Source organism: Metamycoplasma hominis ATCC 23114 (assembly GCF_000085865.1).
Classification (GTDB): Bacteria; Bacillota_I; Bacilli_A; order Mycoplasmatales; family Metamycoplasmataceae; genus Metamycoplasma; species Metamycoplasma hominis.
This window is the reverse complement of sequence record NC_013511.1, coordinates 172,532-196,221: the sequence shown is the minus strand read 5'-3', so window position 1 is coordinate 196,221 and position 23,690 is coordinate 172,532. Positions and strand designations below refer to the sequence as shown.

The 23,690-nt window shown below is 27.6% G+C and carries 17 protein-coding genes, 2 tRNA genes and 1 pseudogene; 3 read left to right on the top strand and 17 right to left on the bottom strand.

What is annotated here, in order from left to right; translation table 4 throughout:
* Positions 1 to 5: 5 nt before the first annotated feature.
* From topA to prfA, 4 genes are all read right to left on the bottom strand, one after another.
* The gene (topA, locus tag MHO_RS00940) at positions 6 to 1,844 is read right to left on the bottom strand and encodes a type I DNA topoisomerase (protein WP_012855440.1); all 1,839 of its coding nucleotides are present in this window, start codon (positions 1,842 to 1,844) and stop codon (positions 6 to 8) included.
* Between the two features lie 167 nt (positions 1,845 to 2,011).
* Complete coding sequence (gene dnaJ / locus MHO_RS00935) at positions 2,012 to 3,145, bottom strand: molecular chaperone DnaJ (RefSeq protein WP_012855439.1); 1,134 nt, start codon at positions 3,143 to 3,145, stop codon at positions 2,012 to 2,014.
* Positions 3,146 to 3,179: 34 nt separating this feature from the next.
* Positions 3,180 to 3,887, bottom strand: coding sequence for a peptide chain release factor N(5)-glutamine methyltransferase (prmC, locus tag MHO_RS05315; protein WP_012855438.1), 708 nt, complete (start codon positions 3,885 to 3,887; stop codon positions 3,180 to 3,182).
* Complete coding sequence (gene prfA, locus MHO_RS00925; protein ID WP_012855437.1) at positions 3,887 to 4,966, bottom strand: peptide chain release factor 1; 1,080 nt, start codon at positions 4,964 to 4,966, stop codon at positions 3,887 to 3,889. Before prfA ends, prmC begins: the two co-directional genes overlap by 1 nt.
* Positions 4,967 to 5,075: 109 nt before the next feature.
* Between prfA and MHO_RS00920 the strand changes: the two genes are divergently transcribed.
* Positions 5,076 to 5,150, top strand: a tRNA-Thr gene (locus MHO_RS00920).
* Between the two features lie 105 nt (positions 5,151 to 5,255).
* On the opposite strand, the gene MHO_RS05310 is transcribed toward MHO_RS00920, so the two are convergent.
* The 5 genes and pseudogenes from MHO_RS05310 to MHO_RS00890 all read right to left on the bottom strand — a co-directional run bounded on the left by MHO_RS05310 (position 5,256) and on the right by MHO_RS00890 (position 7,685).
* A tRNA-Trp gene (locus MHO_RS05310) sits at positions 5,256 to 5,331 on the bottom strand.
* Between the two features lie 32 nt (positions 5,332 to 5,363).
* Positions 5,364 to 5,588, bottom strand: a complete 225-nt coding sequence (locus tag MHO_RS00910) for an acyl carrier protein (RefSeq protein WP_020002664.1) — start codon at positions 5,586 to 5,588, stop codon at positions 5,364 to 5,366.
* Between the two features lie 8 nt (positions 5,589 to 5,596).
* Entirely contained in the window at positions 5,597 to 6,199 is a 603-nt protein-coding gene (locus MHO_RS05305; protein WP_012855436.1) for an MHO_1590 family protein, read from the bottom strand.
* 2 nt (positions 6,200 to 6,201) lie between these two features.
* A pseudogene (locus MHO_RS05295) lies at positions 6,202 to 7,332 on the bottom strand (MHO_1580 family protein).
* A 14-nt stretch (positions 7,333 to 7,346) separates the two neighbouring features.
* Positions 7,347 to 7,685 (bottom strand): hypothetical protein, encoded by a 339-nt coding sequence (locus MHO_RS00890; RefSeq protein ID WP_012855434.1) that lies wholly within the window; start codon positions 7,683 to 7,685, stop codon positions 7,347 to 7,349.
* A 107-nt stretch (positions 7,686 to 7,792) separates the two neighbouring features.
* Between MHO_RS00890 and MHO_RS00885 the strand changes: the two genes are divergently transcribed.
* On the top strand, positions 7,793 to 8,515 hold the full coding sequence (locus MHO_RS00885) for a pseudouridine synthase (RefSeq protein WP_012855433.1): 723 nt from the start codon (positions 7,793 to 7,795) through the stop codon (positions 8,513 to 8,515).
* A gap of 68 nt (positions 8,516 to 8,583) precedes the next feature.
* Here the strand turns inward: MHO_RS00885 and MHO_RS00880 are convergent, their stop codons facing one another.
* Genes MHO_RS00880 through MHO_RS05285 form a run of 5 tightly spaced genes read right to left on the bottom strand, consistent with a single transcriptional unit; the run spans position 8,584 to position 17,595 of the window.
* Positions 8,584 to 11,112: an ATP-binding cassette domain-containing protein gene (locus tag MHO_RS00880; RefSeq protein ID WP_012855432.1), complete on the bottom strand. Its 2,529-nt coding sequence runs from the start codon at positions 11,110 to 11,112 to the stop codon at positions 8,584 to 8,586.
* Positions 11,105 to 12,271: an ABC transporter ATP-binding protein gene (locus tag MHO_RS00875; RefSeq protein ID WP_012855431.1), complete on the bottom strand. Its 1,167-nt coding sequence runs from the start codon at positions 12,269 to 12,271 to the stop codon at positions 11,105 to 11,107. The genes MHO_RS00880 and MHO_RS00875 overlap by 8 nt, the downstream gene beginning before the upstream one ends.
* Before the next feature lies 1 nt (position 12,272).
* A complete protein-coding gene (locus MHO_RS00870) occupies positions 12,273 to 13,547 on the bottom strand; it encodes an ABC transporter permease (protein ID WP_012855430.1) in 1,275 nt (424 codons plus the stop codon).
* Between the two features lies 1 nt (position 13,548).
* Complete coding sequence (locus tag MHO_RS05290) at positions 13,549 to 14,694, bottom strand: ABC transporter permease (RefSeq protein WP_012855429.1); 1,146 nt, start codon at positions 14,692 to 14,694, stop codon at positions 13,549 to 13,551.
* Positions 14,695 to 14,709: 15 nt separating this feature from the next.
* Positions 14,710 to 17,595, bottom strand: a complete 2,886-nt coding sequence (locus MHO_RS05285; RefSeq protein ID WP_012855428.1) for an OppA family ABC transporter substrate-binding lipoprotein — start codon at positions 17,593 to 17,595, stop codon at positions 14,710 to 14,712.
* Between the two features lie 879 nt (positions 17,596 to 18,474).
* On the opposite strand from MHO_RS05285, the gene MHO_RS00855 reads away from it, so the two are divergent.
* Positions 18,475 to 19,020: a deoxycytidylate deaminase gene (locus MHO_RS00855; protein WP_044329468.1), complete on the top strand. Its 546-nt coding sequence runs from the start codon at positions 18,475 to 18,477 to the stop codon at positions 19,018 to 19,020.
* A gap of 53 nt (positions 19,021 to 19,073) precedes the next feature.
* Here MHO_RS00855 and MHO_RS00850 read toward each other — a convergent pair whose 3' ends face one another.
* The 3 genes from MHO_RS00850 to fusA all read right to left on the bottom strand — a co-directional run bounded on the left by MHO_RS00850 (position 19,074) and on the right by fusA (position 23,680).
* Positions 19,074 to 20,552, bottom strand: coding sequence for a DUF1846 domain-containing protein (locus MHO_RS00850; RefSeq protein ID WP_012855426.1), 1,479 nt, complete (start codon positions 20,550 to 20,552; stop codon positions 19,074 to 19,076).
* Positions 20,553 to 20,563: 11 nt separating this feature from the next.
* Positions 20,564 to 21,511 (bottom strand): MAGa3780 family membrane protein, encoded by a 948-nt coding sequence (locus MHO_RS05280; RefSeq protein ID WP_012855425.1) that lies wholly within the window; start codon positions 21,509 to 21,511, stop codon positions 20,564 to 20,566.
* 75 nt (positions 21,512 to 21,586) lie between these two features.
* Positions 21,587 to 23,680: an elongation factor G gene (gene fusA, locus MHO_RS00840; RefSeq protein WP_012855424.1), complete on the bottom strand. Its 2,094-nt coding sequence runs from the start codon at positions 23,678 to 23,680 to the stop codon at positions 21,587 to 21,589.
* Positions 23,681 to 23,690: the final 10 nt, after the last annotated feature.

The window sequence follows — 23,690 nt, the reverse complement described above, 5'->3', positions numbered from 1 at the left end:
AAAAATTATTTATTATATCTTCTTTTAAAAAATTTAGGCTTTTCATTGTCGATATTTCTTATATATCTGCAACTTGAAAAGTTAGAACATCCAATAAATTTTTGGTGTTTTGATTTAGTATATCTATAAAGTAAGTCATGTCCACAAAGAGGACATTTTTCTTGCAAAATTTCTTGAGGCAAGAAATCTGTTTCCATTGTTTCATTTACATTTTGAAGTTGCAAATTAAAATTATTTCAAAAATCTTTCAATAAGACTTTATAATCTGATAATCCTTCTGAAATTAAATCAAGTTGGTTTTCAACGCTTGCTGTATATTCTTCATTAATTGTAGTTGGAAAACCTTGAATTAATTTTTCTAAAACTAGTTTTCCATAATCTGTAGGATATAAACTATTATTTTTAGTTTCAACAAATAGTCTATCTTTTATAATTTTAACTGTCGTTGCAAATGTTGATGGTCTTCCTACTTTTATATCATCAAGCATCTTAATTAATGAACCATCATTATATCTTGCAGGAGCCTTAGTTTCTTTGTCTAATTTAACAAATTCTAAAACTTTAATAATATCTCCAACTTTATAATTAGGAATAATAGATTCTTGTTTTTTATCAAAAATTTTATAATATCCATCGAAAATTATTTTACTATATGACATTTTGAAATTATATTGGCCATTTTTTAATTCGTATTGATATATTTCTCGTTTTGGTGTAGCCATCAAAGCCATTAATGTCTTTTCATAGATTAATTTATATACATTTGTTTCTTCGTTACTTAAATTAAATTTTTGTTGAGCTTCGGTTGCAAGCAGTGAAATGTCTGTTGGTCTTATTGCTTCATGGGCATCTTGATCACCAGAAAATCCTTTTATTTCAGTTGCTATATATTCTTTTCCGTATTTTTGGGCAATAAATTTTTGGGATTTTTCAATAAATATTGATGAAAGTCTAGTTGAATCTGTTCTAGGATAAGAAATTAACCCCATTTCAAATAATTTTTGTGCAGCAATTTGAACCGTTGCCGAACTATATTGAGATTCTTTATATAAAATAGATTGTTTAAATGGAACAACCATTGCCTCTGAACGAATCGATTTTTTAAAGTCTATTACCTTCAATGATTTATTTTGATTTAATTGAGCTAATATATCATCTACTTTTTCTCTTTTAATTCATTCATTTTCGCCAACAAAATCTAAATTATCTCTATATACGAAATTTGCAATTTGTTCGTCGGCAGTATGTGCTTCAATTTTTGAATATAATGTTGGAATAAATTTTGCAATTTCTTCTTCTTTATCAACTACTAGTTTTAAAGCAATAGATTGAACACGACCAGCAGATGGATTAGTTGGAGTATTTTTTACTTTTCTTTGGATTAATTGAGACAATTTAAAACCAATAATCCTATCTAATATTCTTCTTGCTTTTTGAGCATTTACTAAATTTTCATCAATTGTTAAAGGGTTTTCAATTGCATAATTAATGGCATCTGGAGTGATTTCATTGTATTTTACTCTTTTATATTTATCTTGCACTTTTAGAGTATTTACTAAATTATTTGCAATTGCTTCGCCTTCGCGATCCGGGTCAGTTGCAATTAAAACTTCACTAGCATTTTTAGCTGCTTCTTTTAATTCGGATACAATTTTTCTCTTGCTTGGATCAATTACCATCTTAGGTTCTCAATTTTCAAAATCTATACCTAATCCTCCAATGCCTGATGTTGACATTTTTAAAATATGGCCAATACTTGACAATACCTTTATGTTATCACCTACTATCTTTTGAATAGTATTAACTTTATTTGGCGATTCAACAATCATAATTTTATTTTCCATATTGCTCCTTTGAAAAATAATTTTGCTATTTTGAATATATTCTTTTGGATACATTGATTTATTATTTTTATTAAAAAGTAAAAAATAATTAAATATTATACAAGTTTAATTATTCGAATATAAAAAAATGCAATTAATTATTTAAATTAATAAATGCATTTTTAAATTTAATTATTAAAATCTTTTATTCATTTTTGAAATTCGACATCTTTATAGTTGCTAAATATTTCTTGAACTTTTTTGTTATCTTCTTTGTTAAGCGAAGGAATATAAGGTTTTAATGTGATAATGAAGTTGCCTTTTTTAGAACTATTTTTAATAGGAAAACCATAGCCATCTAAAGTGATTACTCCATCTAATTTCATGTTTTTATTTAATTTTATATCTTTATTTCCGTATGGTGTAGGAACATTAATGGTATCTTCATTAATAATTGAAAAAACAGAAATAGGCATTGAAACTACAATATCATTGTTAAATCTTTCATAAAATTTATGTGGTCTAATAGCAATGATAATATATAAATCTCCATTAGATCCTCCATTACGAGAAGGATTACCATATCCTGACAATTTAATATATTCGCCATTGTTAATTCCACCAGGAATTTGAATATTTTCATTCACTAATTTATATTCATATCCTTTTCCACTACATACATGGCATGTGTTTTTAATGCTTTTACCCAAGCCTCCACACTTGTTGCAAGGACTAATTGTTGAAAAGAAACCCATTTTTTGTTGAACTTGACCACTACCATGGCATTGAGGACATGAAACAATATCACTATCACTTTCTGCTTTTGAACCATGGCAATGTGAACATTCGCTATATTTCTTTAATTGAACAGTTACATTTTTTCCAAATATTGAATCTAAAAAATCAATTGACAATTTCATTTGCAAATCACTGCCCTTTGTCTTTCTAGATCTATTTGAGCCAAAACCAAAAATACTTGAAAAAGGATCATCTGAATCGTCACTTGAATCAACTTCAAAGCCTCCTCCAGAAAACATATCTCTAAAAGAATTAAAGAAATTGTTAAATACATCTTCTGAATATCCAAATGAACTTTGATCGAATGCAGAATGTCCAAATTTATCATATTTTTGTCTTTTTTCAGGATCAGATAAAATTTCGTATGCTTCTGAAACTTCTTTAAATTTTTCTTCAGCATCTGGCGCTTTGTTTCTATCTGGGTGGTATTGCATTGCTAATTTTCTATATGCCGACTTGATTTCTTTTTCTGTGGCATTTTTAGAAATGCCTAAAACTTCATAATAATCACGTTTATTTTCCATAATTTTTAATTTTAGCACAAAATTAAAAAGAGTGCTAATTTTTTAAATCATTTTTTGCTAGCAATGCTATTCTATCTTTGTTATTTATATCTTTTAATATTAGAACATTTGGAAATTTATTTTTAAACCATAAAGAGCAATAAGGGTCGACTTCAAAAATAATTATTCCTTTTTCGTTTAAATAATTAAACGCAGATTTTAAAATCTTTTTATAAGCAAATAAACCGTTGTCTCTAGCAAACAAGGCTCTTTTGGGTTCTCATTTTAATGATTTTATTAATTTCTTTTGTTTTTTTAAATAAGGAGGATTGCAAACTATTACATCAAATTTAGATGTTATTTTATTAAATCAATTTGAACGAATTACATTTACATTTAAATTATTTAATTTGGCATTTATTTTTGTTTGTTTGATTGCAAAACGGCTAATATCACTTAATGTAACATTAGCGTCTTTATTTTTTTTAATTGCAAGTCCTATTAGGCCACTACCGCACCCCAAATCCAATACTTTAGATTCTTTTTTTATAAATGGATATGCAGCTAAAATAACCTCTTCTGTTTCATATCTAGGAATCAAGGTTTTATATTTTAAATTTAAAATTACATTTTGAAATTCCTGGTATCCAATTATTTTTTGCACAGGAATATCTTTTTTTAGCATTCTTAATTCTTTTTTTGAAATATATAGGGGTAAATTATATCTTTCTTTTTCGCGTAGTAGAATTTCTTTATCTATCATTAATTTCCCGCTTCAATGATTTTTTTAGCCTTTTCATCAGCTATTAATGCTTCAATAATTTTGTCTAATTCGCCTTCCATAACTACTTTTAATGAAGTTGAAAATCCAATTCTATGATCTGTAATTCTATCTTGAGGGTAGTTATATGTTCTAATTTTTTCTGATCTATCCCCTGTTCCAGCTAGTTTTCTAAGTCCACTTTCTGCTTCTTCACGTTTTCTTAATTCTAGTTCATACAATCTACTTTTTAAAACTTTTAAGGCTGTTTCTTTATTTTGAATTTGGCTTCTTTCATCTTGTGATGTTACAACCAATCCTGTAGGCTTATGAGTAATTCTTACTGCAGAGTCCGTTGTATTAACAGATTGTCCGCCAGCGCCAGAACTTCTAAACACATTGACTTCTATATCTTCTGGTCTTATTTCAATTTTTACGTCTTCATCAACTTCTGGCAATACAGTTACAGTTGCAGTTGATGTATGAACACGTCCTTGAGTTTCAGTTGCAGGAACACGTTGAACTCTATGTACACCACGTTCAAATTTTAGTTGTGAAAAAACTTTTTCGCCTTTTATACTAAAAACAATTTGGCTATATCCACCAGCTGCGCCATATGTAGAATCAATTATCTTGATTTTAAAACCTTTAATTTCTGCATATTTTTGATACATTTTAAATAAATCACCAGAAAAGATATTTGCTTCATCACCACCAGCTGCACCTCTTATTTCCATAATAACATCACGTTTGTCATTTTCATCTTGTGGCAATAAAAGTTCTTTAATTTCTTCTTCTATTTCTTGCAATTGATTCATTTGATTGTCAATGTCGTTTTTTGCAAGTTCAATTAATTCTTGATCTTTTTCGTTTGTTAAAATTTCTTTTGACAAGAAATATAATTCTTCAATGTTTTGGTATTTTTTAAAAGCATCATAAATCTCTTGCAACTCAGATTTTTCTTTTGCTATTCTTGTATATGCTTTTATATCATTATAAATATTAGGGTCGTTTAATTTTTCAGTTAATTCATCGTATTGATTTTTAATTGAAAGTAGTGAATCGTACATTGTCTTTTCCATATAGCCTCTATAATTAAATTTAAATTAATTTATTAATAACATTAATAACTTATTTTTATTATTATAAGCAAAAACTTAGTTTTTTTGTTATAATAATTTTGCTTTTAATGCCGTCATAGCTCAGGGGCAGAGCACTTCCATGGTAAGGAAGGGGTCGTTGGTTCAATTCCAATTGACGGCACCATATCATTTTTTTATGTCGTGTAGGGATTTAAAATCCCTACTTTTTTTATAATTTAAATTAAAAAAAGTAGCAAAATTTTGCTACTTTTATTAATCATTTCTGATATGGCATGGGTAGTAAGACTTGAACTCACAACACACGGGGTTGAAGCCCGTTGTTCTGCCGATTGAACTATACCCATATAAAGCAATATAATTTTACATTATTTTTGCTTTATTTATTCGTTTTTTTATCAAATAATTCAATAATATCATTTATGGTCTTTAATGAAAGCAATTCTTCATCACTTATTTTTATATTGTAAGCCTCTTCTAAATCACTAACAAGTATAACCAAATCTAAACTATCAATATTTAAATCACGAATAAAAGTTTCTTTATTAAATTTTGTTTTAGTTAGTTTTTTAATAGCATTAATTATAATTTTTTCAGATTCCATAAAATTAATTATATTCTATTAACACTAAATTTATAAGTTATATTAGATTTTTGACTTTTATTTTCTCATTTAAAAGCAATATATAAATTTTGATCATTCTCTTGTTTATAAGCATAAGAAACATTGCCATCTAAAATAGTCATCCTATTTAAAATATCCTTTATTATATAAGTAATCATTTCTTTGTCAATAAATCCTTGGCCATCTTTAAAATTTAATTGATTGTAATAATCTGAAGTTTTAACATCAGGAAATATTTCTCTTCAATTAATCTCTGTTTTTATAATTGGCTTTGGCTTTGTTTCTGGTTTAAGCTTTTTATCGTCATCATTCGCTTGGCCATCTTCATTAGAATCTTCAATTTTACTATCTTCGTTTTGGCCATCAATAGTGTTATCTTTTTCATTTTCATTGCCAGAATTAATGTTTTTGTTGTCACTATTGTTATTTGTTGAATCTTTTTTGTTAACCTTTTTATTGTCTAGATTATTAGCTTTTTTATTTGAATTAGAAGATGCTAAAAAATAAACTCCAACTAATGCACCAGCGCCAACGGCACAAGCTAATCCAAGAGATAAACCGAAAATTATTTTTTTCTTTTTTGCAATCAACGTTATTTCCCTCCCTTCATTAATTCTTCTAGAGTATTGGAATTATTAATCAAACTTCTTATATCCTCTGCTTTTACGACACTTCATTTTATGAAATTTTGTTGTTTAAATATATTATTTACATTTAATTTTACTAAGCCACTTTTTTCATTAAAAAATGGTTTTGAAATTTCTTGATTGTATCTAATTTTAAAACCTTTCAAATCCTCACCAAAATTAATATTTAGTAAATAAGAATAATTTCCTTAATAATTAAGAGGCAACAATAAGCCTTTAGCTGCGCCAATACTATCATTATTTGCTATTATTGCCTTAGAAACCTTGTCATAATATGAATAAGAATCTATTGAAATTTGCTTATGCTCATTTTTACTGAAATCATTAATTTTTGCATTCAAGTTGCCTTTTATAAATTGTTTATCAATATCAATAGATACATTAAAACCATTAATATCGCTTTGAATTAGTTGAGAAAAATCGCTTATTATGCCACTTTTGTTAGAAATTTCTTTTTTTGATATTTCAACATCAAATAATTTTTTATTATGTTTTCCCAACACCAGAGTAGTTGGCATAAATTTGTATTTAACTTGTTCAACAAATGAATAATGTTCCATATCTGTTGGAATGTCTCTATCTGCTAATGATAGAATTCTTAAATTAGTTCATAAATCATATTCGACGCCATTTTTATTTGAAACTAGTTCTCTGTTTGAATTGTTATTGCTATATATCTCATATGTATATCTTTCTACTTGATACAATAAGCCTTTTACCTTATAAAAAATTTCAAAATTAATATTTTTTATGTCCCGAACTTTTTTAGTTTTTGTTGCCTCATTAAATTCAGAAATAAGAGTATATGTATATTCATGTTTATCTGAATCAAAGACTTTTTGGAGTTTTAATAATTGATTGTTAATCGAACATTTAACATCTATATCATCTATTTCTTGGTCGTAATTCAAATATTTAAATTCAATTATAAATTTATTATTTTCAATTAACCTTTGTAATTTAAAATCAACCTTTTGAAATGAATTTGTTCATTTATCTAAATATAATTGTTTGGTTGTATAAGCATTTATGTTTTCAATCCATTTTGTTGGTTCTTGATCATTGATTGCCTGCATAACGATAGGAAACATTATTGGTTAATAAAATCAATAAATAAATTAACTATATAATTAAGTTTTTTGTAATATGCATTCTTTGATCAATATACCAAATATCATTCAGATTCAGGATTGTTATAAATAAAATTATTAAAAAATATTTTTTGATTATCAGAATTTAATAATTTAATAAATTTTTCTAATTTTGAAATATCATCATCTTCTTCATAATCGATTGTTTGTGATTTTTTTTGTTTTAATTGTTTATCTTTTAACTGCTCAAAAAGGCAATAATTAAAGATAAATTCCCGCTTTTTTTGTAAACAAAGCGATCTTATTTTGCTTAAGTCTATATTTTGTAAATATTCCATTTTTCCTCCAACTCCAATTAAAAAATAAATTCAAAAAAAAGTTATAATTTTAGCACTCGACAATAGATATATTTATATATAAATATCTTTTTAGTAAGGTTTTAAAAATGGAAGAAAAAGCAAAACGAATTCAAAAAATTTTAAGTGAGCAAGGCATTTGTTCTAGAAGAAAAGCAGAAGAATTAATTTTATCGGGGAAGATTTTAATAAATAATAAAATTGCAAAATTAGGCGAATGTGTAACTATAAATGACGAAATTAAAATAAACAATAGAATTATCAAATTAAATAATAATATTGCAAATAATTTTAAATACATTGTTTTAAATAAACCCATGAATACAATTTGTACAGCAAGTGATCCTCAAAATAGAAAAACAATTTACGAATATCTCAAAGCAAAAGAACGCTTATTTTCAATAGGAAGATTAGACTTTAATACAACAGGAATTATATTAATCACAAACGATGGAGAATTTGCTAATTTATTAAGCCATCCTTCTTCTGAAATTCCTAGAATTTATATTGCTACATTAGAACGTGAAATGCTTGATGGTGAATTAAACTTATTAAATTCAAATCACGTATTATTAAATGGCAAAATTTCAAAACAAAAAGTTACAAAATTAAGTGCTTTTAAATATGAAGTTCTGCTATATGAAGGCAGAAACCATCACGTTAAAAATTTATTTTTGTTAGTAAATAATTATGTTAAAAAATTACATAGAAAATCTTTTGGATGCATTGATGATAGTAATTTAAAAATAGGTCAATATAGAAATTTAACTTCAAGCGAAATTAATAAATTATTAGCTTATATAAAGAAATAAAAAAATTAGACTCTTAAGTTTTTAGTCAAGAGTCTAATTTTTTTATTTAGTTTAATGGTAAATTATTTTTATAATTCTTTATGTTCTTTCTCTAATTTTGCATTATGTGTTCATTGTTTAAGTTGACTAGCAGTTCCATAAACATAGTGATCTTCGCCAACTTTAAATGTTTCAGGAACATTAGGGAATTTTTGTTCATCTAAGTAATCTAAAGCAAATGAAACATTTTGGAATTTTTCATTAGCATTAGAAATTTTAGGAATAGCTTTAAATAAGTTTATTGTATATGGGTGAATTGGATTTGCATATATTGCTTCGGTTTTTCCACTTTCAACAATTTTTCCAAGGTGCATTATTTGAACTTCATCAGCAACATATTCAATCATTGAAAGGTCGTGTGCTATGAATATAAGACCGATGTTCTTTTTAATACATAATTCTTTTAGCAAGTTAACAACTTGTGCTTGAATTGATATATCTAGTGAGGCAATAGGTTCATCGGCCACAATAACTTGAGGTTCAACTATCAATGCTCTTGCAATAACAATTCTTTGCAATTGACCCCCACTAAATTCATGAGGATAACGATAAGCAAATTGTTTTAATAATCCAACATCTTCCAATGCTTTATAAATTATTGTTTTATACAATATTGAAGAAATTAATAATTTTGCAATAGGATATGAAACTTTACTATCAAAATATCTTTTACGTCATACCCACTTCATATGTTTAGCGTCAACTCCAGCCATAGCATCAGCTGTTTTTAAATTAGTTTCTACTCACTTGTGGTCAATTCCTAATAAAACATAAATATTATTTATATCTTTATCAAGATATTTTCTTTCAATATCAAATGATTTCAATGTATCTTCTTTTAATGAAATATCTGAATGGTACATTTTTAATATTGTATTGTATTGAACCTTAATTGATTTTAATTTGCTTTGTAATTTTGCTAATGACTTTTTATCTTTGTTTGATTTGTCTTGATTTTGTTTTAATTCAGCTATTTTTAATAAAATCTTATCTTTTTCTTTTTGACGTAATTGTTCAACATATTCAAAGAATTTTTGTTTCAATTCTTTATATTTGTTATTGCAATAATCTTGTTGCTTGCGCAATTCAAGATAGAATTTCTTTTGTTCTTCAAGATTTTTATACAAGCTTTCAAGTTCAGCTTTATATGAAATTAAATATTTAGATCTGCCTTCAAGATATGCTTGTTTTCCTAATTCTAGATCGTTTTTGGCTTCTTGAAGTTGTTCTGAAGTAATTTCAGGATTTGGATTTTCTTTTATTACTTTTTTAATTTCAACTTCTCTTGATAGTAATTGTTTTAATTCTGAATCTAACTTTTGTTTTTCTAATTCTGATATTTTAGTATATTCATCGAATTTAAAATCAAAGTCTTTTTCTAAAACATTTTTAATGTCAGATTTCAATGTTTTTGAATATGGCAATGGGGCTAATTTTGTTTTATAAAATTCATTAATATATTCATCTAGTTCATTAATTAACTTCTTTATATTATTAAATCCTAGGAATTTATTAAATGGTTTTATTTTTGCTAATACTTGACCCCTTTTATTCATCAACAATTCACTTTTTAAATTATATGAATAAAAGTCTAAATCACATGACATTAATCTTGCTATGTCAATTAAACTCTTTTCATTTTTTGATTCATGAATATAGTTTGCAAATGTATTCTTGCTTTCAGAAGATATTTTTTCAATTTTATGTCTTAAATTAAATATTTGTTTTTTAACTTCTTTTAATTCAAGTGAAGCTTCATAAGCAATCTTTGAAGTCTTGCTTAAACATTTAATGTATTTTAATTTTTCTTCTTTTTCATTTAAAGCAATTTGTGGGCCAGGTAATTCTTTATTACGATATTTACGTTGTGTTTCATAATAAAATTTAATTAACCTATCAACATTTGCATACATATTATTAATAATAATGCTTTCAACGTTTTGCTTTTCTTCTAAATATCCAAAGAATAAGCTAAAGTTATCTTCTCTAGAAATGTCAAAATTGAATTCTAGCTTATTTAGGTTTTCTGTTCACTTTTTAAATAAAGGTTCAGCTAATTTGTTAATTTCTAAATAATTTTGTAATTCCAATCTCATTGCTTCGATTTGAAATGTGTATTTAAAATTCTTTTTAACATTTAATCAATCTTTAAAAATATCTTTAATTTTGTCCTTCATTACTCCATTAACTAATAAAGGTTCTTTTAAAATTGAATAAATATTTTGTTGACTATTTAATGAAGCATGAGGATCTTGGAAAATCATTTGTACATTTTTTCTTAAAAAACGATTTAAGGATTCACTAATGCGCTTACCTGAAATTATTTTGTCTTCTAATCTTACAAATCCATTGTAATCATCATATAGTCTAAGTATTGTTGAACCAACGGTTGTTTTACCTGAACCTGATTCTCCAATTAAACCAACTATTTCTCCTTCATGTACATCAAAAGAAACTCCATCAACAGCCTTATTTATCATTCCTTGATTAACGAAGTATTTTTTTAGATTATCTATCGATAAGATAACTTTTTTATCTTTAAAATTTTTATTATTCATTGTTAAATGCCTTCTTAAATAAGTCTAAACGTTTTTGTAATTCTTTTGATTTTTCAATTTTTGGTGCTTCAGGAGATAATAATCATGTTGCGGCAGCATGGGTTTCAGTAATTGGAATTAGAGGAGGTTCTTTTAAATAGTCTATTTCTAATGCGTAGTCATTACGGTATACAAATGGATCACCAAGAGGTAAATTTGCCATATCAGGAGGGGTTCCTTGAATGGTGTATAGTTTTTCATCTTTTGATTCAGGTATGGCCGAAATTAATGCTCAAGTATATGGGTGGGCAGGATTTGTAAAGATTTCTTGTTTGGTTCCTTTTTCAACAATTCTACCAGCATACATAACATAAATGTAATCACAAAATTTTGCAATAACAGATATATTGTGACTTATTAAAATTATTGAAATTCCCATTTTTTGTCTAATATCTTCAAATAATGCCAAAACGCTGGCTTGAACTGTTGGGTCTAATGCTGTTGTTGGTTCATCAGCAATTATTAATTCTGGCTTTAAAGCAACAACCATTGTAATAACAATTCTTTGTTTCATACCCCCTGATAGAGTGTGAGGGTATGCATAAAATATTTTTTCAGCCGAACGCAATCCAAATGTTTTTAATAAACCAATTAAATAATTTTTCTTTTCAGTATAAGTTGAGTTTTTTCAATCTTCATTATTATTTAATGCATCTAATAATTGCTTTCCAACTGTTCTTGTTGGATTTAAACTAGTTAAGGGGTCTTGTGGAATATAACCAATTTTTTGTCCCCTTATATATTGTCAATATTTTTGTTTTTTAATATTTGTTAGTTCATATTTGCCAATTTGAATTTGATCAGCACTTATAATACCTGATTCATTAACATTAATTAAGGTTTTTGAAGTTACTGACTTGCCAGAACCAGATTCTCCAACGAGGCCAATTATTTCACCTCTATGGACATCTAAATCAACACCTCTAACAATATGGATACTTTTCTTATGACCTTGAGGGAAACTAACATGCAAATTTCTAACTTTTAATATTTGATTATTTTTTAGAGGTTCAACACGAATTGAATCTAAAACTCTGGTACTTTTATTAATTTTTTGATGTTTTATAGTATCTGAGTTGTTTTTGTCTAAATTGTCGTGTTTATTAATAATTTTTGCCATTTTACTTACCTTTTCCTTTGTTCATTACACGTGGGTCAAGTGCATCATGCACACCTAGAGCAATGAAATTCAATGATAATGATAAAAACAATAAAATAATTGTAGGCAAAGCAATAATCCAAATATTTGAGCCAACTTCTTGTGAAGCTTCAATTAACATTTGTCCTAAGTTAGTATCCTTCTTTTCTTTAAAGAATCCAAGGAATGCTAGTGATGCTATTCATAGAATAACACCTGGTACTGATCTTACTATATTATTTGCAATTTTTCCAATTATAGTTGGTAATGCATGAACGAAAATTCTTCTTGGTGTACCAACTCCAATTGCTTTTGCAGCAATGATGAATTCTTCATCTTTTACTGTAATAATGAACATTCTAGTTATTCCAACAAATCCTGGTCATCCAACTATTGTTAACGTTAAAACTAATGACCATTCATTTGCTCCAATAATTGAAACAAATAATAAGATTCATATTAATGTAGGAGGTGCTAGGAATATTTCAATAACACGCATTATAATGGTATCAATTAATTTTCCAGCATAGAATCCTAAAAATGCTCCTATTGATATCCCAATAATTGCTTCCAATATTACAACTATTAAAGCAATTTTAATTGCCCTTCATGTTGCATATCATGCAGTAGTTCAAATATCGTAGCCTATTGATGATGTTCCTAATAAAACATGAGAATAGAAGTTTTTTTGTTCATTAAATATTTTTAAATATTCAGCATCTGTTATTTGATTCTTAGAAATAATTCCATTTATGTAATTAGCAACTACTAAATCATAAGCATTATATTTTGCAACATAGATCCCAATATCATTAACCTTTGCTTGAAAGCCATTTAAGAAAAATGCCATTCTAGCCTTATATACAGGATCGGTTTCTGACCTATTTAAGACAAATTGATAAAATTTGAATACGGGATCATTTGATTCTAATGCTTGAGTAACAATTGGAGAAGATGCGGGAGGTAAATTCTTTACAAATGCATTATCTGAAATTGGATCGTTTGGTTTATAGTAAGAAATTCCATTAGCAGGAACTAATATAGATAACAGTAAAATAATTATAAATACTGCTAGTGCTATTAATACTACTGGTTTAGTAAAAAATCTCTTTAAAATTTCTATACCTAATTTCTTAGGCTTACCTGCAACAGAAGAAATTACTATTCTATCTTCTGGTGCAACAAATTTAAATTTTTTCTCTAATTCAGTATTAATTTTATATTCTTTGTTAAAGGCTTTAACTTCATTTATATTCATATTAGTTATCTCCTTTAACAGTTGTATTTTGACTTGCTTTGTTTATTAATTGTGATTTAAACAAATCTTTTGCAAGTTTAGAACGTTCTCTATATGCCAAGAAAAATAATCAATAGTTTCTCTTGCTATTAGTAGAATATTTAATCTTAGGATCTAATATTGCATATGAAACGTCAATAATAATATCGGCAATTAGCGATATAAATGTAAAGAATAATGTAGAGAACATAACAACATTAATTTCTCCTGTAGGGAAGGCATTAACTATTATTTGTGATGTTCCTGGTACTTGTCAATATTGTTCAATAATTATTGATCCTGATAGTAGACCAATAAATGACCCAAAAACTAAGCTAAATAAAGGAATTGAAATATTTCTTAAAACATATTTAAAGAAAATTTGTGAAGAACTCAATCCTTTTGTTTTAGCTATTAAAACGAAATTTGATGTTAATACTGTAATAACTTGATTTCTTGTATATGTTACATAACCTGCTAATGAGGTTATTGACATAACAAATATAGGAGGTAAATAAGAAACAAACATTACTCCAAATGATTGTTCACCAGGTCTAGGCACAACGCTAGAAATTCCTAATGCCACCGAAATAGTTATTACAATAGGAGCCAATATAAATGATGGTATAGCAACAAATATTAATACAAAAACATTTGAAGACACATCAAATCATTTTCCACGCTTATATCCAGCAATGACACCTATTGCAATACCCAATATTGAACTAATAAAGAATGTTGGAACAGTGATTATTAATGAATATTGTAAGGGGGTAAAGAATAGTTTTACCATATTTGTATATAAAGCAGAGTTTGGGTTGTTAGCTGGATTATATAAAAATCCAAAATCGCCCTTCGTAAAAATGTTTTTCATATAATTGCCGTATCTAACAATTATAGGAACTAAAATGTCCGGGTTATCTTTATATCTTAATCCGTTTTCAATTTCAAGTTTATGCAATATTTCAGTATATGTTAATCCTGATTTTTTGCTTGCTTGAAATTGTGCTTGTGCTAAGTCATTAACTGGATTGTTTCCAAATGCAGCAACTAGCACATAAACGAAAATAGAGATAATAAATAGAGTAAGAATAGCAAACGCTATTCTTTGTAAAATATATTTTGTCATTTTTTATTGAATTAATTATTTTTTAGTATCTTTGATTATTCTTCAGTCTTGGTATGAATCAACTAATGATCCTGCAAGAGTTGGTGAAACGTAGTGTTTGTTTATTAAAGTTTTAACAAATTTATCACGGCCAACAAACACGTCACTAGTATATCCTAAGGTTACAAATGTTGTAAATTCTTCTACAATCTTAGAAATTTCTTCATTTTTAAAGTTCTTAAATGTGCTTGCTCAGAATATTGCAGATCATTGATATAGATCGGTTGGTTCTATTGATTTTCCTGAATTGTCTTTTCCAAAATCGAATTCGATTGGTTTTGGTTTTGAACCTCTAACATCTTTTTTAGCAATTACATATTTTCCAGTTTTAGGATCTTTTTCTAATTTATATGATGCTAAAATTGCAGGCAAGTTTGAATTTAAATATCTATTGTCAATTTGATCAATTTTTTCAAAATCCAATGATAAATTTGGTTTGTTTGTATTTGCATATTCTAACAATTTTTCAGCCAATTTAGTAATTTCTGGGAAGGCTTGTTTGAATTTAGTTTTTTCAGTGCCATTTTTGTGTGCAATCTTTACCAATGTTGGAACTAATGCAGCACCTCATGAAAGTCCGTCGTATGTTGAAGCAGCACCGTTATAGTCTGCTGATCATGCTAATAAGTTTTCACCTGTCAAGCGATCAAATCTATATGCGTTGAAGTTTGGATCACGTGGATCATCAAAGCTCTTAACTGTAACTTTAATTCTTGGATCTAGTTCAGAAACAACGTTTTTAACTTTTTCTCATGCATTCATGTATAGTTGTGGAGCATTTAAATATCTAAATCCTACTTCAAATTCAATTGTTTGTTTTTCAGGATCGGTAATTTTTTGTTCTTTAAAGAATTCATCTAGTAATTCTTTCATTTTTGTTTGAAGAACTTTAAATCCTGCTGATTTCATCTTGTCAGAAATTGATGATTCAGTTTCTGAAGCTTTAGCGTTTTCAGAAGGACTTAATTCCTTACCTAGTTCAGCACCGAAATCAACTTTGTTTCCATCTTTGTCAATTGCAAATAGTGAGTTAGCTTGGTCTCTAAAGTCTGTAACGGTGTTCAATTTTGCAGTGCCTTGATCTGAACCACCTAAATTTGAACCTTCTGGAACTTTTGCAAGTCAGTGAGTTGCTTGGCCAGAAGATGCTTGGGCTGCATATGTATCTCAGTTTACTGCTGCATATAGAAGTGTTCTGAAGCTTAAACCTTTACCAAATAGATATGATTCTGAAGTGTCTGCTTTTCCACTGTCAAGATCTTCTAGTGAAGATCCATATACTAATTTAGCAAAGTTTTCATTGAATTTGTAATTTTTGCCTAATTTTGAAGAAATGAATGGTGTTCTAACAAATCCAAAGATTGAAGTTTGAACATTCAAACGTTCATTTAATTTCAATCCAAATTTTTCTGGTTCTGAAGAAACTTCTTTCTTTTGTGGTTCTGTTAAACTACTAAAACCGATTTGGCTAATTGTTCCTTGGCTATATTTTCTAAATGATGTTTGGTTGTACAATGCAGGTTCAACTGCTTTTGATTGGAAGTTGAAAACGATTGTTTTGATTGTTGAATTATCTTCAACTCATTTCTTATCCCAGTATAGTGTATTCTTTGGTAATTTTTGGATTTGGTTTTCTATACCTTTGTTGTAGTAGTAGCCTGAGTACAATGTAGATTTAGCAGATGTTCCATATCAGTATTGACCAATTTTGTATTGTAAGCTTTCTTTATTCATTGAATTTAAAGCGTTACGATATGCTTCTGTTTCTGATTTTGATAAAGCAATGCCATTTGATTTTAAAACAACTTGTTCATTTTTAGCATTTAATGCATCAATGTAGTCAGATGGAGCTGGCATAAATTCATATGTTCCTGATGCAAATTGAGTTTCAAAGAAGCTTGAAATGTTGGCATTATTTTCTTTTCCAGTAATTGATTCGAAAGTAATTGCTTCTCTATTTTTTAAATTGCCTTCAGCTGATACTTTTTGAATAAATTTATCTTTTTCAAATAATTTATTAGCATCAATACCGAACAATGCATAAGTATATATGTTACCAAATGATCATTGTTCACCATAAACTGGTGAATTTTCTTCAGCTAATTTTGATTTCAATGCTTTATCTAGTTCTTCTGATCCACCGGTGCTTAAACGATAGTCTAAGTTTCTTGAATATGTTCTTAGTCATGAATATCAGAAGTCTTTTGCTTTAACTTCATATCCAGTGTCTTTTCCGTTGTGATCAACTCATTTAACACCTTTTCTAATTACAAATTGTAATTTTGAGGCTTTAGCTAATTTGTCTAAAAAGAATGCACTATTAATTGATCTTGATTCAACGCTCTTGTCACCTTTTGTTTTAACAAAAACGTTTGTTTTTTCATAAACCTTGTATTCATTGCCTTTATCGTCTGTTACAGTTTTAGTTGGTTGTGGATATTCAGATTCACTTGGAATTTCATCTGAATCAAATACATATTGTTTATTAGTTTCTTTTTCAGTTAAAACAATAGCTTCTGCTAATTCTAATCTATATTTGGCAAAAGTAGGTTTTACTAAATAGGTAGTGGTTTTTTTAGTGCCTTTTTCTGTTATGGTTATAGTTTTTGTTTGAGTTAAGGCTTGTTTTCTAACAAGTTCACTACCTGTATATGTTGCAGGCAATGAGTTTATATATGGACCATATGAATTTGAAACGTCTGCATCAAATATAGGTTCTTTGTTTACTGCGTTGAATTCATATACGAATTCGCCTTTTTCATATGCCGGATCTATTTTACATGAAGCGGCTACTAATCCTGGTACTCCTACTGCTAGTAAGGATCCAAGACCAAGTAATCATAATTTTGATTTAGTTTTCATTTTTATCCTTAAAATTTTAAATTTTTATATATTTGCTTTGCATATCTTTGTTGATATACAAATATCTTGTTTGTAAATATTTAAACAATAATTGTTTAAAGAATGTTATTGTAATTTATACCAACATTTTTAATTTTAAAGGTCATTAAGTAATTAAAAATGTTAGTAATTTTATTAAATAATTGAATAATAAACTTAATATTTGAAATATTTGGCTTTTGATATTAATATTAGCTAGTTTAATAAATTTATGTTTTTAATATTTTTATATTATCAAATACAAAATATAAAAATATTAAACGAAGCTATGAACCTCTAAAAGCCATTATTCAGTTTTTAAGATTATTTTTTGTCTTAATATATTGATTGTTAAAAAAATTATTTATAGTTGAAAAATTGATAGTCATTATTCGCTCCTCAAATGATGTTTGTCATAATATAGTTAATGTTTCTAGACATAACGCAATTCATAACATTCTTCATAATAAAGCTAATAATTGATATAGCGAAAAAGCCAGACATAGCTGGTTTAAACATATTCTTTAAGTTTCTTTGGTTTTTCAAACTCTGATTCATGTTTTCTTTTTCCTTCTTTTTTTTATAGACTTATTTTACAACAATTTAAGTTTTTATTTTTAAATTTGTATACTTTTTTTAACATTAAGGTGTATTTTTTGCATTAATTAGCCATTAAAAACAAAATATTACAAAAAATAAAAATTTTTTTAATTTTTTATTATAATTATAGCAATTCAATTTCAAGTAAATTGGATTAACATAGTTAATGTCTTAACAGAGCTTATAGCTTATTTCACTGAATAATTAAAAACAGGACTTGAGGGGCCTGTTTTTGTCTTTATTATGTTAAAATATTTTATTATGAATAATAAAACAAGAAAATTAATTTTTAACAACCATAAAGATAATTTAAAATGGGATATTTATTTTATGTCACTTGCCAAATTAAGTGCATTACGTTCGAAAGATCCTTTAACTAAGGTGGGAGCTTGTATTGTAAGTCCAGATAATTATGTAATATCGCTAGGATATAATGGCATGCCAACAAGTTATTTAAATAAAGAAGTTAACAATGATGATTTATTCACTTGGAATAGACCTACGACCCAAAACGATGTCTTAAATTCCAAATATACTTACGTTGTCCATGCCGAAGCAAATGCAATAATAAATGCAAATATTACAAATTCAAAGATTATACCAGGATCTATATTATACGTAACACATTCACCATGCTACCACTGTGCTAAGCTAATTGTCCAATCTAAGATTTCTAAAGTTGTTTATGCAGTTGCATATAAGCCTGATTCAGATGATTTTAAAGCTTCAAATAAAATTTTTGCTGCATTTAATATCGAATGTAAAGCAATAGAAAACGATTTTGATTTAGATTTTCATATAAAATAATATTTAAAAAACATCAAGCGGTTAACAATACAACTTGATGTTTTTTAAATATTCTATTTATGATATAGGGTGTCATTATCGTATTTTGGTTCTTGGGTAATGTTAATATTTAAATGATTGTATGTTTCAATATCTTGCATAGAAAGTATTGCGCTGCAATGTGCTTCGATACCTGCCAAATTTTTTAATTGATCATAGGCTAATTTTGCATATTGGTTGCTCTTAGCAGACATTGCTAAAATTATTAAAGTTTCATTCATGTGTAAGCGGGGATTTTTGCTTTTAAAAACATTTACTTTAAGATTTTGAACTAATTCAATTGCTTCTTTTGATAGCAAATGGATTTCTTTAGGAATATTTGCTAAATATTTTAAGGCATTTAATAGCGCAGCTGATGATGAGCCAAGAAGCGCTGATGTTTTACCTATAATATTTATATTGCCATTTAAGGTAAAGGTTGTGATATTCATATTCAATTGATTTGCTAATTTGTTAGCAATTTCAATGCAAGGTCTAATTGAAAAATTAATATTATTTTTAGATATTAAGTTTGCATTTCTTATTAATACTGATTTAGAAATCATACCTTTTTTAAAAGCAACAGCACTTTGATAGTAGCGACGGATTATTTCTTTATTTGCTGCTTGTTTAATTTCCTCTTCATTATTAAAACAAAATCCAACCATATTAACTCCCATTGATGTTGGTGAATCATAAATATTACGCTTTTGAATTTTGTTCATTATTTGACTTAAAATTGGAAATGCTTGAATATCACGATTATAATTTGTTGCTATTTTATTGCGACTTTTTAAATAATAAGGATCGATTTTGTTTTGATCATTTAAATCTGTTGTTGCAGCTTCATAAGCTAAATTCAATGGATGATCAACCGCTAAATTTCAAACGGGAAATGTCTCGAATTTTGCATAACCAGAATCTATATTATTTATTGCATCATGATAAAGTTCGCTTAATGCAACTGCTAATTTTCCAGAACCTGGTCCAGGGGCAGTAATTACTATTAATGGTTTTTGAGTTTTTATAGTTTCATTTTTACCATATCCATTTTTTGAAACTATTAAATCTAAATTATTAGGATAATCGTCAATCTTATAGTGTTTAACGACATTGATATTATGTTCGCCAAGAATATTTTGCAATTTATTAACTCTAAAGGTGGGTTGATATTGGGTAATAACTACATTATTTACAATTAAATCGTAACTTTTAAAGTTATCAATTAGTCTCAATACATCGTCTTCATATTTGATTCCTAGATCACCACGTAATTTATTGTTTTCAATGTCATTAGCAGAAATTACAACTACAATTTCTGCTTCGTTTTTTAATTTTAACAATAATTGTAATTTGCTATCACTTAAAAAGCCAGGCAAAACCCTTGAGGCATGTAAATCGTCAAAAATTTTGCCACCAAATTCTAAATATAGTTTATTGTTAAATTGCTTAATTCTATTTTTAATTTCAATTGTTTGTAACTCAAAATATTTTTTTAAATTAAAAGCCGTCATGATTTTCCTTATTACTTAAAAATTTGTGATTTTATTGATTTTATTAAGAGCTTATTTTCTCTTAAAAACACAGGATTTTCAAAATCTTTTTTTGAATACGTTTGAATCTTACAAATAAATTTTAAAAAATAAGCAACAGATATACATACAATAATTCCAAATATTGGAATAAATAAATTTAATAAAATTTTATAAACTAAATTATTGCCGTGATAGCCAAGAGGATATTTTAAATTTAAAAAGGGATAGATTGCCACCTTAGTTTTTGTAAAAATATCAAGTCCAGTTGTTTTTTTATTAAATTGTTCAATTAAAAATAAATTAGTTACTTGCACACCAATTCAAAAAATTAAGACAGCAAATAAATAATATCCCAACATAAAAATTGAACTTAAAAGCATTGTCTTATGAGAGACTACCAATTCTCGTCTATTTATTATAAAAAATGTTGTTCCTATAACGGGATTTATTAAATGAACTGGAACAGTTAAAACTTTTCAATTTCAAGGAATTTCATATCATATATTTGGATTAATGAATACAAAAGGTATTATTAAACCTCAAAAAGTAAAGAATGTTATATTTATATAAACAGTTGCCAAAAAAAATCCTCTTTTTGTCCATAGATAATTAGGAAGTAAACCATAAAATATTAATGCAAAACCTATTAAAATGTTACTAATATAGGTAAATGTAAATCTAACTTGTAACATTGCACCCGAAACAGAAGGCAAGGCATTAGCTAAGATTAATTTATCTCGAGTTTCTTGACTCAATTTAGAAAAAGCAACTTTTAATTCATGTCCATCGCTAATTCATGAACATACAAAAGTTATAACAAATAAACATAAAATCACTACACCAAATCAAAAAGTTAGACGGTGTCTTGCTTTTAGCAATTTTTTATTATTATTTAATTGATAATCTTTTAAATTAGTATTTTTTTTAATTGAAGGCATAAAACAATTATATAAATTTTTTAAAGTTAGTTATTAAAAAAGATACTACAAAATGCAGCATCTTTTTTAATATTATTAATCTTCGTCAGCTACTAATTTTCCACCACGTTTTTTAATAATTTCTTCTGATAAATTACGTGGTAATTTTTCATAGTGATCGAATCACATTTGGTATGTTCCACGACCTGTAGTCATTGAACGTAATTGAGTTGCATAACCAAACATTTCACTCAATGGAATATATGCTTTAATAACATGAGCTCCATCGTTTCTTGTTTCGTTATCTCTAACTTGTCCTCTTCTTCTAGAAATATCACCCATAACATCTCCAAAGAAGTCTTCAGGAACAACAACAGCAACATCCATAATAGGTTCTAGTAATACTGTTCCCAAGGCTTCACGGCCTTTTGTAAGTGATTTAGAAGCGGCAATTTTATATGCTAATTCAGACGAGTCAACTTCGTGGTATGATCCATCAAATAAAGTAGCTTTGATATCTATCATAGGGTATCCTGCTAAAATACCAATAGCCATTTTTTCGCGTAGTCCCTTTTCAATAGATTTTATATATTCTTTAGGAATCTTACCACCAACGATTTTGTCAATAAATACAAATCCTCCATCTGGGTTTGGTTCATATTTAATTCAAACGTGTCCATATTGACCTTTACCACCAGATTGCTTTTTGTGCATACCTTCAACATCGGCAGTCTTTGTAATGGTTTCACGATATGAAACTTGTGGTGCGCCAACTGTTACTTCAACTTTAAATTCACGTCTTAGACGGTCAACAATAATGTCAAGGTGAAGTTCACCCATACCTGCAATAATTGTTTGTCCTGTTTCTTCATCGGTGTAGTATTTAAATGTTGGGTCTTCAGCAGCCAATCTTTGCAATGCTAATGATAATTTTTCAGAAGCATCTTTGGTCTTTGGTTCAATAGCTTGAGATATAACTGGTTCAGGGAAATTCATATTTTCCAATACAACATCTTTTTGTTTTTCATCAATCAATGTATCTCCAGTAGTTGTTACTTTTAAACCAACTGCTGCAGCAATATCTCCTGTTCTAACTTCGTCAATGTCTGTACGACTATTAGCATGCATCAATAGAATTCTACTTAGTCTTTCTTTTTCACCTTTTGTTGAGTTGAATACATAAGAACCTTTTGAAACAATTCCTGAGTAAACTCTAAAGTATGTTAGGTTTCCAACAAATGGGTCATTCATAACTTTGAATGCTAAAGCTGAGAAAAATTCGTCATCTGAGGCAGGGATATGAATTTCTGATTCGCCTTTATATGCCTTCATTGGAGGAATATCTAAAGGACTTGGTAAATAATCAACAATTGCATCAAGCATTAACTTAACACCTTTGTTTTTAAATGATGTTCCGCAAACAACTGGGAAATATTCAGAAGAAATTGTAGCAGTTCTAATTGCTCTTTTTAAAATGTCAACTGGAACTTCTTTTTCTTCTAATAATAAAGTCATAAGTTCTTCATCATAATCAACAAGTGATTCAGCTAATTCAGCCCTCATAATATGAGCTTCATCTTTTAAATGTTCTGGAATAGCAATTTCTTTAGCGTTTTCATCAACTTCGCCATCATATGAATATGCTTTCATTTCAACTAAATCAATGATTCCAACAAAATGGTTTTCTTCACCAATATTTAATTGAATAGCGTGAGCATTAGCACCAAGTAATTTATGAAGTGATTCAACAGATGCTTTAAAGTTAGCACCCATTTTGTCCATTTTATTAACATAAACTATTCTTGGAACATGATAATTTGTTGCTTGTCTTCAAACTGTTTCTGTTTGAGGTTCAACACCACTTTGGGCGTCCAAAACAGCAACTGCACCATCCAATACTCTTAACGAACGTTCAACTTCGATAGTAAAATCAACGTGTCCTGGAGTATCAATGATATTTAATCTTTTTCCTTTTCAATAAGCTGTGGTAGCAGCTGAGGTAATAGTTATACCTCTTTCTTGTTCTTGAACCATTCAGTCCATTTGTGAAGCACCTTCGTGTGTTTCACCAATTTTATGAATTTTTCCCGTGTGATATAACACACGTTCAGTAGTTGTGGTTTTTCCGGCATCAATGTGAGCCATAATTCCGATATTGCGGTAATCTTCTAATTTATATTCACGAGACATACAACCAACC